Origin of the sequence: Aquimarina sp. Aq107 (assembly GCF_943733665.1) — a bacterium.
Taxonomy (GTDB): domain Bacteria; phylum Bacteroidota; class Bacteroidia; order Flavobacteriales; family Flavobacteriaceae; genus Aquimarina.
Map to the genome: position 1 here is coordinate 946,563 of NZ_OX030782.1, position 15,089 is coordinate 961,651.

Here is a 15,089-nt window from a genome sequence, read left to right on the forward strand (position 1 = left end):
CAGTATTTATGGTTGGTTTTATAGAAGGATAATAATTTTTTTCAATTATAATTAAGTAAATGAGCAAAAGTTACAGCTTAGAAAGTGTAAATGAATTGTCGGGTGGCGATGATGAATTTATAACAGTATTGGTGCAAACATTTTTAGAAGAAATACCTCCTGATCTCGCAGGTATGGGGCAAGCGGTTAAAGATAATGATCCAAAGACTGCTTATCAATTCGCTCATAAAATGAAACCTAATCTACAATTATTTGGAATTGATCTTTTAAAAGAAATTAAACAAGTTGAAGCTTGGTCAAAATCTGGTATGGATCAATCTGAAATATCTTCTATTCTTGATCATATTACGGCAACTGTTAATGGTGCGATTGAAGACCTGAAAGTTGATTTTCAATAAATATGCTTGCAGAAATAATTACCATAGGAGACGAAATTCTTATTGGACAGATTGTAGATTCTAATTCCGCTTTTATAGGAAAAGAACTTAATAAAATAGGTGTTGATGTTTATCAGATTACTTCTATTCAAGATGATAAGCAACATATTCTCAATGCACTAGAAGAAGCAAAAAACAGAGTGGATATTGTGCTTATTACTGGAGGCTTAGGACCTACTAAGGATGATATTACTAAACACACTATTTGTGAATTTTTTGATGATGCATTGGTTCAAAATGAAAAGGTTTTACGACATATCGAATCGATTTTCGCAAAGTATATACAAACTCCAATTACTGATATTAATCGAATGCAGGCACTTGTTCCTAGTACTTCTATAGTATTGATGAATCAATATGGTACAGCTCCTGGTATGTGGTTGGAGAAAGATGAGACAGTTTTTGTGTCTATGCCAGGCGTTCCCTTTGAGATGAAAAACCTTATGAAGGATGAGGTGCTACCAAAACTTCAAGAACGATTTGATAGACCATTTATCATACATAAGACAGTGCTTACATATGGATTAGGAGAAAGTGCAATTGCTGAAAAAATAGAGGTCTGGGAAGATAATTTACCAGCCTTTATTAAATTGGCTTATTTACCAAATCTAGGAAGAGTTAGATTGCGACTTTCTGCACGTGGAACAAATGAGAAATTGTTAGTGGATACTATTGAAGAAAGAATTGTTGATTTACAGGTTCTTATTGGAGATATCATTGTTGGTTATGAAGAAGATGAATCTATTGAGGTGTTGATAGGTAGAATATTGACTTCGAGAGGGCATTTTCTTGCTGTTGCAGAAAGTTGTACAGGAGGTAAAATAGCTCAGTCTATTACTTCTTATCCTGGAACATCTTCATTTTTTAAAGGAGGAGCAGTAACATATGCTACTCAATCCAAAAGCGATATTTTAGGGGTTTCAGAGGAAATAATAAAACAGTTTACTGTTACAAGTAAAGAAGTTGCAGAGGCTATGGCGCTGGGCGCAAAAAATAAATTTAAATCTGATTATGCTATTGCTACAACAGGAAACGCTGGTCCAACAAAAGGAGATGGTGATGTAGAGGTGGGCACAGTTTTTATTGCGATAGCTACGCCAGAAAGAGTTTTTTCTGAGAAATTTGTATTTAGTAATAACAGAGAGCGCACTATAGGTAAGGCTGTTAATAAATCTTTCGAGCTTCTTCTTAATGAATTAAACTAGTTTTATTAACCATTTAGTAGTTCTTTTGACCACATTATAGCATCTTCTAAATTGTTGAAATTATAAAAAGGTTTCTTCGCAAAATGCTTTTCAATTTCGGTAGATTTTTCAGTTAATAGGTTATAAGTTATTACTCCGTACCCTTTAAAATTTTCCATATATAAAAATGGACAATCTAAATAATCTGTTGGGATTATAGAATGAGAATTTATTCTATTGGATATGTATGTGAAGGGTTGTCCAGTTCCAAAGTGTTTTTTTACAATAGGGATGAGATCCTGAAGCTTTCCTAATGTAATGGTGACACCTTCTTTTATTTCTGCAATAATATAGTTGTCATAAATATAATAAGTACCTAGTTTCAGATCATATCGTTCTATTAAAGTGTTATTTGTGTTGATGGTCATAACTTTTGTTTTTTTATTAGTTATGATTATGTCGAATTTGTTAAGAGATAATTTCTTTTTAAGTGTTGAATTTCAGTATTTTATGAAATTTTTATGAATTTCAAACGTTTTAGTTAGTGAGGATGATTAATAAATTATTCTAATATTCAAAAAGATTTAATACGATTAATTTAAATAGTAAAGAACTAGTTCTTTTTTGGAAAGTTTAACTGTTTTTAGTTCTATTTTATTTCATAGTATGAATCCAAAGTCTATAGTGGTTTAATGAGTTCATGTACCCAAAGCAAAGCTTCATCTAGGTTATCAAAGATTTTAGTTTCATTTTCTAGAAAAGACTGTTCAAGAGTAGCTACCTTGGTGTTAATTGCATCATAAGTTACTACACCATACCCAATGAAATTGGGAAATAATTTAGAAGATTTAAAATGTCCAGTAGGAACAAACGAATATGAATTTTTTCTATTAGAAATATATACAAATGGAGTAGAGGTACCGTAATAAGAATGAATTATCTCAAATAATTCATTGCAATTTTCGAAGGTTAGGGTAACCCCTTCTTTTATTTCAGAAATAATATGATTCTTGTAAAAGTAAAATAATCCAATAGCAAGCTCATGCTTGTGAAGAAGCTTTTTGTTAAAATCATAAATCATGTCTAAATAAAACGTTTTCCAATTACCGTTGTAATATACTGATTTTTATAGGTAAAAATCAATATAATTGATTTTAAATAAGATAAATTTATTTTTTTAGTTAATTTTTTAAAAATAATAAAATATTATAATTAGTTTAATCAACTTTAATTATTTCATCTACCCAAAGCACCGCTTCTTTTAGATTATCAAATATTTTGGTAGGAACATTAAGAAAAGATTGCTCTAAAGAAGCTATTTTGCTATTAATTGCATTGTAAGTTACTACACCATATCCTTTTAAATTTGGAAATAACTTGGCAGATTTGAAATGAGTTGTGGGTTCAAAAGAGTAAGAATTGATTCTATTTGTAATATATATAAAAGGGGTGTTATTTCCATAATACTCCTTTGCTAACAAAAATAATTTATTAGAGTTGTCATAATTTACGGAAGCTCCCTCTTTCATTTCAGAAATCAAGTAATTTTTATAAAAATGAAAAGTTCCTATATCAAGCTCATGTGTGCGAATGAAATTATTACTGTTGTCCGGTAGCATCGCATTATTTTTTTTCTAATATACAATTTAGACGTTATATAATGGTAATAAATAGAAAGGTATTTTATGTTTTCCTTAACAGTATTTAAGTGATTGGTTTTTTTGAAATAAATCTTTTTACAAAAAAAAGCGGATCCTAAGATCCGCTTGTTTACTACTCAATTACCCCATATCAAGTAGTTAGTTACAGTTATGAAAACTAACTGGTGTAAAATTAATTTTAATCTTTGATTTACTATATAGGTATAAATACGTGTTTTTAAATAGAAGGAGTTGATATAGTTAAAAACTAATAGTAGTATCTTTGTATTATCTTATTATAAGGTGCTTTTTTTACATTAATGCCTTTAATAGTAGCTTAGTAATACTGTAAAAGAGTTTTTTTGGAAAAAACAGAAAAAATTACAAAACTATTATTGGTGGTTCGGTAAATAATTCGTTAATTTGCACCCTGTTTTGAAATAATACCAAAATTAAGAAGAGATGTCAAGAGTTTGCGAGCTTACAGGTAAAAAAGCGATGGTGGGAAATAACGTTTCTCATGCGATGAATAAAACAAAACGTAAATTCAACGCGAATTTAATTAAAAAGCGTTTTTATATTCCTGATGAAGATCGTTGGGTAACACTTAAGGTGTCTACTGCAGCGTTAAAAAATATAAATAAAAACGGTATTGCTGCTGTTTTAAAAGAAGCAAAAGCTAAAGGTTTCTTAACAAAATAATTCAGCTTCTAAAAAGATACTATAATGGCAAAGAAAGGTAATAGAGTTCAGGTAATCTTAGAATGTACAGAGCATAAAGCTTCTGGTAAACCAGGTACATCAAGATATATTACAACGAAAAACAAAAAGAACACTCCTGATAGAATGGAAATAAAGAAATTTAATCCTATTCTTAAAAAAATGACTGTTCATAAAGAAATAAAATAAGACAATGGCAAAGAAATCAGTAGCATCGTTACAGACAGGATCAAAGAGATTGACCAAAGCTATTAAAATGGTTAAATCTCCAAAAACGGGAGCATATACTTTTGTAGAGTCTATTATGCAGCCTGATGCAGTGAATGACTTTTTTAAGAAAAAGTAATTCGTAAGAAAATATTTTAAAAAGAAGCCGTTTCAATTTAATTGGAATGGCTCTTTCTTTTTATATTTATACGATTTTATGGATATATCCATATTTAACTTATTAGCATTCTGAATATAACACATGAGTTTGTTTAAAAAAATATTCTCTTCTGAGAAAAAAGAAACCCTGGATAAAGGGTTAGAGAAATCTAAAACCACCTTTTTTTCTAAATTAAGTAAGGCAGTTGCCGGTAAATCTAAGGTAGATGATGATGTATTAGATAACCTTGAAGAAGTTTTGGTTACTAGTGATGTGGGAGTGAAAACTACCATAAAGGTTATAGAAAGAATAGAAAGCCGTGTAGCAAAGGATAAATATTTAGGTGCAGAAGAATTAAACCAAATTCTTAGAGAAGAGATTGCGGGCTTACTTTCTGAAACTAATTCAGGAGAAGCTACAGATTTTGAGATTCCAGCAAATAAAAAACCATATGTTTTAATGGTGGTAGGAGTAAATGGTGTTGGAAAAACTACTACTATTGGTAAATTGGCTTATCAGTTTAATAAAAAAGGTTTAAAAGTAGTTTTAGGTGCAGCTGATACGTTTAGAGCAGCCGCAATAGACCAGTTGCAAGTTTGGGCAGATCGAGTAGATGTTCCTATTGTAAAGCAAGATATGGGTAGTGATCCGGCTTCTGTTGCCTTTGATACGCTAGAATCTGGAGTAAATCAAGATGCAGATGTGATTATTATAGATACAGCCGGTAGATTACATAACAAAGTAAACTTGATGAATGAATTAACCAAAGTAAAGCGAGTAATGCAGAAAGTAGTAGGAGATGCTCCTCATGATGTTTTATTAGTTTTAGATGGTTCTACTGGTCAAAATGCATTTGAACAAGCAAAACAATTTACAGCTGCTACAGAAGTAACTTCATTAGCTGTCACTAAATTGGATGGAACGGCAAAAGGAGGAGTTGTTATTGGAATTAGTGATCAATTTCAGATTCCTGTAAAATATATTGGTGTAGGAGAAGGGATTGAAGATCTTCAGGTATTTAATAAATACGAATTTGTAGACTCCTTTTTTAAGTAGTAAATACTGTTACCGAATAGTTAAAAAGGTGTTATGCTATAAGCATAGCACCTTTTTTTTATATTTTCAGTTTTGAAAATACCTTGATAACCTCCGTTCAATGAAGAAAGTACTATATTTTTTAATATCAGTTTTAATTTTTGTTTCTTGTAAAAAAGAAAAAGAGAAATCGCAAAAAGAGTTGCAACCTAAAGTAATTTGGGAATCTTATGATGAATCGGAAGATTTAAAAGCAACACTAGATTTAGAGCAATCAAGAATGCATTTGAAACTTATAAATTCTAAAGTTTTAAATAAAAACAATATATGGAAGGATGTAGAATCGGAGTTAGATTATTTTTCGGAGGAAAATTATAATAGATTAAAAGAATATATCCTTGAAAAGGATATTCCATCTATTCAGAGAAGTATAAAAGAAGGTAAATTATCATACGAAGAATTGACCAAGTTTTATATTTATAGAATTCGAAAATATGAAAGTGACAACTCACTTTCTTTAAATGCGTTGATATCTTTAAATCCAAAAGTAGTAGAACAGGCAAGAGTATTGGATAAAGTTGATAAAAATATCATTGATATTAATTCAGTTTTTGGAATGCCAATCATACTAAAAGATAATATTGGTGCTAATAATATGTATACAACTGCGGGTGCTATAGCGTTGCGAAAGAATAAGACAAAAAATGCTTTTATAACGAAACGTTTATTAGATCAAAATGCATTAATTTTAGGTAAAGCAAACCTTAGCGAGTGGGCATATTTTCTTTGTATTGGCTGCCCTGTTGGATATAGTGCGATAGGAGGTCAAACTCTTAATCCATATGGTAGGATGGTTTTCGAAAGCGGAGGATCTAGTTCTGGTAGTGGTGCCGTTGTTGCTGCGAATTTTTGTGTCGCCGCTGTGGGAACAGAAACTAGCGGATCTATTTTGTCGCCGTCTAGTCAGAATTCTGTAGTGGGGCTGAAGCCCACAATAGGAGTATTGAGTAGATCCGGGATTGTTCCCATATCCAGCACGTTGGATACTCCAGGACCAATGACAAAAAGTGTGATAGATAATGCAATTTTGTTAAACGCCATGGTTGGTAAAGATCCAAACGATTCTGCTTCGATTTCTTCCGAAAAAGATTTTATGAAGTCCATAAAAGATTCGGCTCTTAAGGGAAAACGTTTTGGAGTTATTAAAAGTTTTTTACAAGATTCTTTGTACCTGCAGGCAATTGACAAGATTAAAATTGCTGGTGGAGAGATTATAGGGATTGAACGAGAGCAACCGTCGTTACCGGGATTTCTTAGCATTCTGAATGTGGATATGAAAAATGATCTTCCCGAATATATTAGGTTGTATGCCAGTGAAAACATAGATTTAAAAACGGTACAAGATGTAGTGACATTTAATTTAGAAGATACACTTACTAGGATTCCGTATGGACAAGGCATATTCGGAGGAATCATAAACGATAGTACTACCGTAGAAGATGTAAAAGGAATAAAAAATGATCTTAAAGCTATGGCTCGTGGATATTTTGACTCTCAGATTGATCAATATAACCTAGATGTTTTTTTATCCATAAATAATTATCATGCGGGTTATGCTGCGGTAGCTAAATATCCGGCTTTAACTGTACCTATGGGATATACAGATAAAGGAGAGCCTAAAGGACTTACTTTTATATTAAAACCTATGTTAGAAAATAATTTACTTCAATTAGGATATGGATATGAATTAATTTCTAAAGAACGTAAGATCCCTGAAAAGTATAACTAATTAATTAACTCGTTAATTTTAACCCATAAATCATTATCAAAACTCGATGGACCTAATAAAGCTTGTCCTGCATCATTTCCCATTCTTACAATTACCAAATTCTGACTAGGAACTACATATAGCTTTTGATCATCTTTACCAAGACCGGCAATAAGATCATCTGGAGCGTCTGGCATCAATTCTCCAGAAAATTCATTTTCAAATGCGGGTGCTCTAAAGCTTGATTTACCATTTAGCCACCATAAATACCCATAAGATTCATTGAGGTTTTGAGAAGTAGTGGTCATTTCTGTAAAGTAGTTTTGATCCGTTAGAATTTGATCAGTATCCCAGGTTCCTTTATTTAAATTTAATAGACCAAAACGTGCCATACTGCGTGCATTACTGTAATACACGTTCGCAAAACCAAGACGAATCCAAGTACCGTTCATACCAATCCTATCACGTATTGTGGTGTTATAATAGGTTTTAAAATCCACTTGAGTGGCTCCTTCTATGATACCATCTAATATTGTATATGCCGCATTATGATAGTACCAGAAATCATTAGGGTCGTTGAGGTAGGTTAAACATTCAAAATCAGTACAGTTTTGATTGGAAACATTATAATCTAAACCAGTTGTCATGGTTAGGTGATTTTTTATAGTAATAGATTGTTCCTGAGAAGCGGTTATATTTGCCCATTGTGTTCCTAAATAGGTAGCAGAAGATTCGTTAATATTTAATAAACCGTTTTGTTGCGCAACTCCGATTGTAAATGCAGTTAATGTTTTTCCAGTGGAGTACCAAGGATTATTATCTGAGGATGTTGCTCCATTAAAGTATTTTTCGATTACAATTTTTCCGTTTTTAAGAATTATAAATGCTTTGGTGTTTTTTTCTTCAAGAAAATCATATAGTGGTTGTTCCGCATTGATATTCCATTCTAAATCTTGAATTGAAGTATTTTCCCATTCTTCAGAGTTAATAGGCGGGAAATATAATTCATCTTGATTTGGATCTGGTTCTTCTGTAATTACTTCTTCAGTATCATCAGAACAAGAAAGCATACTGCTTAATAAAAGGAATAGAAAAGGAATCGTTTTAGTTTTCATAGTTGGGGGAGTATGAAGTTTAGACTACACAATATACAAAAGGTTTAGTTTACTTTTTTTAGTTGATTGACTTATTAGGAATTATGTACTAAAACTTTGGTTATTCATTGTATCTTTGCACACCTTTATTCAGATGATATGAGAACAAAGACTTTAAAAAAGAATAAGATTAATGTAGTTACATTAGGTTGTAGCAAGAATGTGTATGATAGTGAGGTTCTTATGGGACAACTAAAGGCCAACAATAAAGAAGTGGTTCATGAAGAAGAAGGAAATGTTGTTGTAATTAACACTTGTGGTTTTATAGCAAATGCTAAAGAAGAATCTGTTAATACTATCTTAGAGTACGTTCAGAAAAAGGATCAAGGTGTTGTAGATAAAGTTTTTGTTACAGGTTGTTTGTCCGAAAGGTACAAGCCTGATTTGCAAAAGGAAATTCCGGATGTAGATCAATATTTTGGTACTACAGAACTACCAGGATTATTAAAAGCTTTAGGAGCAGATTATAAGCATGAACTTATTGGAGAAAGATTAACAACAACTCCTAAGAATTATGCGTATTTAAAAATTGCCGAGGGATGCGACCGCCCTTGTTCTTTTTGTGCTATTCCGTTGATGCGTGGGAAACATAAATCTACTCCTATAGAAGAATTGGTTACGGAGGCAGAGAAGTTAGCTGCGGATGGAGTAAAAGAATTGGTGTTGATTGCTCAGGATTTAACATATTATGGGTTAGATTTATATAAAGAAAGAAAGTTAGCAGATTTACTTCGCGCATTGGTAAAGGTTGATGGTATAGAATGGATTCGATTGCATTATGCATTTCCTACAGGATTTCCAATGGAAGTATTAGAAGTAATGCGAAAGGAACTCAAAATCTGTAATTACATAGATATACCTTTACAGCACATAGCTGACCCTATTCTGAAATCAATGCGAAGAGGAACTACTAAAGCTAAAACTACAAAGCTTTTAAAGGAGTTTAGAGCAGCTGTTCCAGAAATGACAATTCGTACTACATTGATTGTCGGATATCCTGGAGAGACACAAGAAGATTTCGAGACGTTAAGGGATTGGGTAAAAGAAATGCGTTTTGAACGTTTAGGTTGTTTTACATATTCTCATGAAGAAAACACACATGCTTTTAACCTTGAAGATGATGTGCCAGAGGAAGTAAAAATGGACCGTGCCAATGAGATAATGGAGATACAGTCGCAAATCTCTTGGGAATTAAATCAACAGAAGATAGGGCAAGAATTTAAGGTTGTTATTGATCGTAAAGAAGGACAATACTTTGTGGGTAGAACAGAGTTTGATTCTCCGGATGTTGATAACGAGGTTTTAATAGATGCTTCTAAGTTTTATCTAAAAACAGGAGAATATACAACTGTTAAGATATATGAAGCGGAAGATTTTGATTTATATGGAGAAGTTGTTTAATTAACTTTCTAATACGATTCTTTAATATGATTCTGTTATTGCTATTAGGATTTTATTAATGAATGATTATCAAATGTTATCCATCAGCACTTATTTTATTATTTTTTTACGAAATAGCGCTCTCTGCAGGTTTTATATTGTTGTAAAAAAATAGAATATCAGACTCTATAAACTTTTAGATGATACAGTTTAAAACAAAAAAAATCGAGGATTTTAATGATCCTCGATTTTGTCGCGTAATACTCTTTAGATTTTTTGGCTAATTCTAATTATGAGAGAACTTTATTTCTTTATTTTATTAAGGGACAAAGTTTTATAGTTAACGCTGTATTTTAAATTTAATTTTATTCGGGCGCAAAAGTATTTAAAAAAGAGATACGAAATTCTTAATTTTAGATGATGCTCATTATAGTAATATAGTTAAGGGAAATGATACCTTGAGATTTTCGTAATGTAGAAAAGGCAAGGGTTAAGATATCATTAGTATAATAAAAAAAACTACTATTGGAATGTATTTTTTTTAGGTTTTTATTGAATTAAGTTCATTGTTGTTTTCTTTAAAAAAAAATCAAACTTAACAATTTGATAATATTGAGTTTTAAATATTAGATTGTATTAATATTTTTGTGGCAAAAGAACTAATACTCTAATTATAATGTATTAATTGAGGTTTATCCTGTTTAGGGGTAAATAGATTTCTCAAAATATTAATAGAGGTCTGGGTATTTCAACTCGAGCCCTCTATTAATATGTTGGTTTTATGTATTAAATAGTTTCGAATAATTCATTCAAAGGTTTACGCACTTTTGTATCATGCTGAGTTAGATCTTCTTCAGAACGATATCCAATTGTGGCAATAACTGCCGCGGAAAGTCCTTTTTCGGATAAACCTAATATCTCATTATATGCTTCGGGTTCAAAACCTTCCATCGGACAGGCGTCAATTTTAAGTTCTGCACAGGCAGCCAATAAGTTTCCTAATCCAATATAGGTCTGTTTTGCAGTCCAAGCTTTCATGACTTCACTAGGTAATTCCGTAATTTTAGATTTCATAAAATCACCATATCTTTTTAGGTTATCCAAGTTTAATTCTTGTGTATCAGCTTTCAACTTTAGATAATCATCGATTATTTTTTCATTTACAGTTGTATAATTGCAAAATACAATTAAATGTGATGCGTCTACAACTTGCGTTTGTCCCCATGATTTAGGCTGTAATTTTTGTCGAATTTCTGGATTTGTTACGATTAATATTTTATATGCTTGTAAACCATAAGATGAGGCTGAAAGAGAAATTGCTTCTTTAATTTTTACGAGATCAGATTCTGATATTGTTCTGTTTGGATCAAATTTTTTGGTGGCGTACCTCCAATTTAGGCTTTCTAATAATTTCATAATTTATAGTTTTATTGTGTGATAGGAACTTCCATCAATAGTATTTTAGAAGATTCGTTTGATCTAATTTGAAGTTGTTCTATATCCCAGATTCCTAACCCATCTCTTTTATCTAATACTGTTCCTTCTATAGAAATGTTTCCTTCTAGCATAAAAACGTATACGCCATTTTCTTTGTTTTTTAGTGTGTACGTATGTGTACTATCTTTTTCTAAACTACCAATATGGAACCAGGCATTTTGATGAACCCATACACCATCATCCTCTTTATTTGGGGATAATATTTGATATAGGTTATTTTTTATGTTTTCTTTATCTATGGTAACTTGATCGTATCTAGGAGTTACATCTTTTTGGTTGGGAGTAACCCATATTTGTAAAAACTTTACTTTTTTGTCAGTGTTTTTATTGTATTCGCTATGAAATACACCTGTACCAGCGCTCATTACCTGAATATCACCTTCTTTAATTACAGTAGTATTCCCCATACTGTCCTTATGTTCTAGATCACCTTCAAGAGGTATAGAGATAATTTCCATGTTATCGTGTGGATGTTTGCCAAACCCCATCCCTGCAGAGACTGTGTCATCATTAAGAACTCTAAGTGCACCAAAATTCATTCTTTCTGGGTTGTAATAACTTCCAAAACTAAAAGAGTGATGGGAGTTTAACCAGCCAAAATTTGCTGTTCCTCTTGTGTTTGATTTATGCATGATCGTTTTCATAATATATTCCTTTCTTTATAATTCTTTTACAAAGGTCAATTTTTGAATGATAATTTAAAATATGAGAATACGGAGGAATATTGTAAAAATCAGATCTTTAGCTTTTTTGTCTAAAGTTTGAAGGAGTAATATTTGTGCATTTTTTGAAAAAATTACTAAAATTAGCTGGTTCACTGAACCCAAGATCATATCCAATCTCCTTTGTCGTTTTGTCAGAAAAACTTAATAGCCTTTTTGCAGCTATAATAATTCGAGATTGTAAATATTCCTTTGCAGTTTTCCCTACAAGTGATTTTATAGTTCTGTTTAGGTGATCCGGAGTCACGTGCAATACTTTAGCATATTGATGTACTTTGTGCCATTCGAAAAAATGCTGCTCTACTAAGTTTTTATATTCTTTAAGTATCATGGATCCCGCCTGTAATTGTTGCGGATCTTTTGGATGAATAGCACAAACATTATTACTGTAAATCAAAAAAAGTTTTAAAAGTGCTCCTATCGCTTCTAATTTAAACTTGGAATCAGAATGATGTGTTTCGAAGATTTGTGAACTGTAAAAGTTCAATTGCTTTAATTGTTCATTATTTAAAGAAAGTGGAGGAGTATAGCCATAATCCTGAAAAAGATTAATATCCTCTATAAATCTATAATTGATATTGTTTTTTACTAGAAACTGTTGGGAAAATGTAATTACCCAACCATACGATTTTTGTTCTTCTTTGATTTGATGGACTTGCCCTGGACTTAGAAAAAAAGCTTGTTGGTCTTTTAGTATAAATTCGTTGAAATCTATAATATGTGCACCCTTAGCTTTAGAAACTAAAATGATAATATAAAAATCATGTCTATGAGGTAAATCTGCTTTACCAGCCTTTTCATCATAAATGTCTTCCATTTTTTTGATGTCAAACACTATATGATTATCTATTTCATCAGTAAGTTTATACGTCTTAATAGAAGTCATTCGTTAATCGTGGATAAAACTATTTTTTGTTTTAATATACGATTCTATATTATAATTTTGACTAACCATAAATAGAATAATTTATAGGTAATTGTTTTTTAACTATTTAGGAAGTATATAAGTGAAATAGTTATAATTAAAAAGGGAAAGCTTAGATCAGCTTTCCCTTTTTAATAAATATCAACTCTTTTTAAAAAAAGAGATATGTGTTATGACTAGTTGTTACCGTCGATAATGATATCACCGTCAGTGTTTTCATCATCTGTATCGTTTTCATTGTCATTGTTATTGTTTTCTTCTTCATTGAAAACTTGACTTTCAATTGTTTCGTTTTCACAAGAAACGAATGTTGTAGCTAATACGAATACTAATAAGAATGTAAATTTTTTCATTTTGATTTGTTTTATTATTTTAATTTTATTTTGAGGTATTATATTTTTAGTCTCCTAATCCGTGATTATCCTCTTCGTGGATATGTACGATTTCTGGTTTATCATTTTCTTCACTAATAAATGTTTCTTCTTCAACAGAAGATTTTTCACAAGATGCAAGTGCAATAACTAGCATAAACAGAAATGGGATTTTTTTGATCATTTTAGTAAAAATTAATTATGTTTTGTTCTACTTTTTCAAAATCGAGTGCAAATGTATTCAAAAAACTAAATGTAAATCATAAAATTATCTTAACACCCCTTTGTTTACGGGCTTTTGAAGAAAAACACGGTGTTTAGTCTTTAACAAAAAAGAGAAAAAAATCAATATTCAATATGCTATTGAAATGAATCTATAAATTATATGTAGTTTTTAGCTGTTTGTATTGAGAATGTGATAAAAGTATAAAAACAGCTGAATTAACAATATGGTAATATTAGGGCCTTAAATTATATATAAATTGATGTATTATTACTTAAAATAGAAATAATATGATAATATGTCAATAAAAAACAATGTTAACAAAACTATTATATGTATAAATTCCCTCTTTTTGTATAGTCGTTAATCTCGAGACTTAAGAAAATCCTTTAATAATACTTATTTATCTAAAATTAGAAGATTGAGAATGTTATTAAAGTAACTTTTTAGGATTCTAAATTTAAAATTTTCATCATTTCTGCTCCGATTCCTGTTTCAAATGGATGTGTACTTGTAGCTAATAGGTCAGCAGTTTTGAAATAACCTCCATATGTATATATGGTAGCGTTTATGTCAGCACCTTGGTCAATTAGAAATCGTGTGATTTCTGGAAGATTTTTGGGAACTTTTTGTCTCCACATTTCTACACCATTACTAGCTGTATAAATTAATAGTGTTGCTTTGTGACCATATTTTGATGTTCTTGTTACTAAATCGGGATAGCTGGTGATTAGTTTTTTTAATTCTTTAAAATCACCGTTAACTAATAAATTGATTGCTTTTTCAAAATTTTGATCATAAGAATCTTTTAATTTTTCTACTTCACTCCAATTTTTGAAACCATATTCATTTGCTATAGTGGTTCTGCAATCGTTAATTGTAAGGTTAAGTTTTTTTAATTTTTTAATAGACTGCCCTAAATAGTCTGGATGGTAATTATTTATTTCACGGAAAACCACATCTCGATTTTCTAACATACCCTCAAGCATTCTATTAGCTATTTTGTCTAAATGATCTCTGACCAGAGGATAAGAATCAGTTTGATAAAGAAGATTTCCATAAAAATTAGTTATTTCCATCATACCTTATTCATATGTAAATCTTCTTTATCTTTTAAAAATAGTGTACCTATAAAACTGTAGGTTGCGTGCCTGTGACGGTAATACCTAATTCACTCAGGTTAGCTACTTTTTTAGGATTGTTAGTTAGCATGGTTATAGAAGTAACTCCAAGATCAGTTAGGATTTTAGCAGCAGGAGAGAAGTCTCTGGCGTCTTTTTTAAATCCTGCCGCTTCATATGCTTCTGGTTGCGATAGACCACGTTTTTTGTGTTCAATGCTTTTTAATAGTGCATAATGTCCATTAGATTTACCTTCCTGCTCTAACCAGATAATAATTCCCGTTCCTTCTTTTTGAATTATTTGTTGTGAAATTTCCATTTGTTCACGACAGTCACATTCTATACTATTAAAATGATGTGCAAAAATACAAGAGGAATGAACTCTACATAATACATCTGCTTGATCCTTTACATCTCCCATAACGAGTGCAAAAGATTCTTTTTGACCATCATAAAATAAAATTTCACGATATTCTCCAAATTTGGTTTTAAGGTTAGTTTCTGCTAATCTAATAATCACTTTAATTATTTTTTAAAATTCAGTA

At 30.9% G+C, this 15,089-nt stretch carries 19 protein-coding genes; 8 read left to right on the forward strand and 11 right to left on the reverse strand.

The features are described 5' to 3' along the window. The first annotated feature begins 59 nt into the window (after positions 1-59). Both NMK29_RS03725 and NMK29_RS03730 read left to right on the forward strand, forming a co-directional pair. A complete protein-coding gene (locus NMK29_RS03725; RefSeq protein ID WP_108801639.1) occupies positions 60-398 on the forward strand; it encodes an Hpt domain-containing protein in 339 nt (112 codons plus the stop codon). Positions 399-400: 2 nt separating this feature from the next. Further along, positions 401-1,642 (forward strand): competence/damage-inducible protein A, encoded by a 1,242-nt coding sequence (locus NMK29_RS03730; RefSeq protein ID WP_108801640.1) that lies wholly within the window; start codon positions 401-403, stop codon positions 1,640-1,642. 5 nt (positions 1,643-1,647) lie between these two features. Here NMK29_RS03730 and NMK29_RS03735 read toward each other — a convergent pair whose 3' ends face one another. The 3 genes from NMK29_RS03735 to NMK29_RS03745 all read right to left on the reverse strand — a co-directional run bounded on the left by NMK29_RS03735 (position 1,648) and on the right by NMK29_RS03745 (position 3,240). Then, positions 1,648-2,049 (reverse strand): hypothetical protein, encoded by a 402-nt coding sequence (locus tag NMK29_RS03735; protein ID WP_108801641.1) that lies wholly within the window; start codon positions 2,047-2,049, stop codon positions 1,648-1,650. Between the two features lie 251 nt (positions 2,050-2,300). Continuing rightward, positions 2,301-2,702 (reverse strand): hypothetical protein, encoded by a 402-nt coding sequence (locus NMK29_RS03740; protein ID WP_108801642.1) that lies wholly within the window; start codon positions 2,700-2,702, stop codon positions 2,301-2,303. Between the two features lie 136 nt (positions 2,703-2,838). Continuing rightward, positions 2,839-3,240, reverse strand: coding sequence for a hypothetical protein (locus tag NMK29_RS03745; protein ID WP_159092065.1), 402 nt, complete (start codon positions 3,238-3,240; stop codon positions 2,839-2,841). Positions 3,241-3,723: 483 nt separating this feature from the next. Between NMK29_RS03745 and rpmB the strand changes: the two genes are divergently transcribed. The 5 genes from rpmB to NMK29_RS03770 all read left to right on the forward strand — a co-directional run bounded on the left by rpmB (position 3,724) and on the right by NMK29_RS03770 (position 7,172). Further along, positions 3,724-3,963 (forward strand): 50S ribosomal protein L28, encoded by a 240-nt coding sequence (rpmB, locus tag NMK29_RS03750; RefSeq protein WP_027395521.1) that lies wholly within the window; start codon positions 3,724-3,726, stop codon positions 3,961-3,963. Between the two features lie 24 nt (positions 3,964-3,987). After that, positions 3,988-4,170 (forward strand): 50S ribosomal protein L33, encoded by a 183-nt coding sequence (rpmG, locus tag NMK29_RS03755; protein WP_027395522.1) that lies wholly within the window; start codon positions 3,988-3,990, stop codon positions 4,168-4,170. A 4-nt stretch (positions 4,171-4,174) separates the two neighbouring features. Next, a complete protein-coding gene (locus NMK29_RS03760) occupies positions 4,175-4,327 on the forward strand; it encodes a DUF4295 domain-containing protein (RefSeq protein WP_081415706.1) in 153 nt (50 codons plus the stop codon). 123 nt (positions 4,328-4,450) lie between these two features. Continuing rightward, positions 4,451-5,404, forward strand: a complete 954-nt coding sequence (gene ftsY, locus NMK29_RS03765; RefSeq protein ID WP_108801644.1) for a signal recognition particle-docking protein FtsY — start codon at positions 4,451-4,453, stop codon at positions 5,402-5,404. A 100-nt stretch (positions 5,405-5,504) separates the two neighbouring features. Further along, complete coding sequence (locus NMK29_RS03770; protein ID WP_108801645.1) at positions 5,505-7,172, forward strand: amidase family protein; 1,668 nt, start codon at positions 5,505-5,507, stop codon at positions 7,170-7,172. Here NMK29_RS03770 and NMK29_RS03775 read toward each other — a convergent pair. Next, the gene (locus NMK29_RS03775) at positions 7,169-8,266 is read right to left on the reverse strand and encodes a serine hydrolase (RefSeq protein WP_108801646.1); all 1,098 of its coding nucleotides are present in this window, start codon (positions 8,264-8,266) and stop codon (positions 7,169-7,171) included. The genes NMK29_RS03770 and NMK29_RS03775 overlap by 4 nt on opposite strands. A gap of 138 nt (positions 8,267-8,404) precedes the next feature. Between NMK29_RS03775 and rimO the strand changes: the two genes are divergently transcribed. Next, complete coding sequence (gene rimO, locus NMK29_RS03780) at positions 8,405-9,706, forward strand: 30S ribosomal protein S12 methylthiotransferase RimO (RefSeq protein ID WP_108801647.1); 1,302 nt, start codon at positions 8,405-8,407, stop codon at positions 9,704-9,706. A gap of 765 nt (positions 9,707-10,471) precedes the next feature. On the opposite strand, the gene NMK29_RS03785 is transcribed toward rimO, so the two are convergent. The 7 genes from NMK29_RS03785 to NMK29_RS03815 all read right to left on the reverse strand — a co-directional run bounded on the left by NMK29_RS03785 (position 10,472) and on the right by NMK29_RS03815 (position 15,064). Beyond that, positions 10,472-11,101 carry an NAD(P)H-dependent oxidoreductase gene (locus tag NMK29_RS03785; protein WP_108801648.1) on the reverse strand — a complete coding sequence of 210 codons (630 nt, stop codon included), beginning with the start codon at positions 11,099-11,101 and terminating at the stop codon, positions 10,472-10,474. 11 nt (positions 11,102-11,112) lie between these two features. After that, positions 11,113-11,826: a pirin family protein gene (locus NMK29_RS03790; RefSeq protein ID WP_108801649.1), complete on the reverse strand. Its 714-nt coding sequence runs from the start codon at positions 11,824-11,826 to the stop codon at positions 11,113-11,115. Positions 11,827-11,923: 97 nt separating this feature from the next. Next, positions 11,924-12,790 carry a helix-turn-helix domain-containing protein gene (locus NMK29_RS03795; RefSeq protein ID WP_108801650.1) on the reverse strand — a complete coding sequence of 289 codons (867 nt, stop codon included), beginning with the start codon at positions 12,788-12,790 and terminating at the stop codon, positions 11,924-11,926. 215 nt (positions 12,791-13,005) lie between these two features. After that, positions 13,006-13,182, reverse strand: coding sequence for a hypothetical protein (locus NMK29_RS03800; protein WP_159092066.1), 177 nt, complete (start codon positions 13,180-13,182; stop codon positions 13,006-13,008). Positions 13,183-13,228: 46 nt separating this feature from the next. Then, positions 13,229-13,384, reverse strand: a complete 156-nt coding sequence (locus tag NMK29_RS03805; RefSeq protein WP_159092067.1) for a hypothetical protein — start codon at positions 13,382-13,384, stop codon at positions 13,229-13,231. A gap of 485 nt (positions 13,385-13,869) precedes the next feature. Next, positions 13,870-14,505 carry a hypothetical protein gene (locus NMK29_RS03810; protein ID WP_159092068.1) on the reverse strand — a complete coding sequence of 212 codons (636 nt, stop codon included), beginning with the start codon at positions 14,503-14,505 and terminating at the stop codon, positions 13,870-13,872. A gap of 46 nt (positions 14,506-14,551) precedes the next feature. Further along, the gene (locus NMK29_RS03815) at positions 14,552-15,064 is read right to left on the reverse strand and encodes a GTP cyclohydrolase (protein WP_108801652.1); all 513 of its coding nucleotides are present in this window, start codon (positions 15,062-15,064) and stop codon (positions 14,552-14,554) included. Positions 15,065-15,089 lie beyond the last annotated feature (25 nt).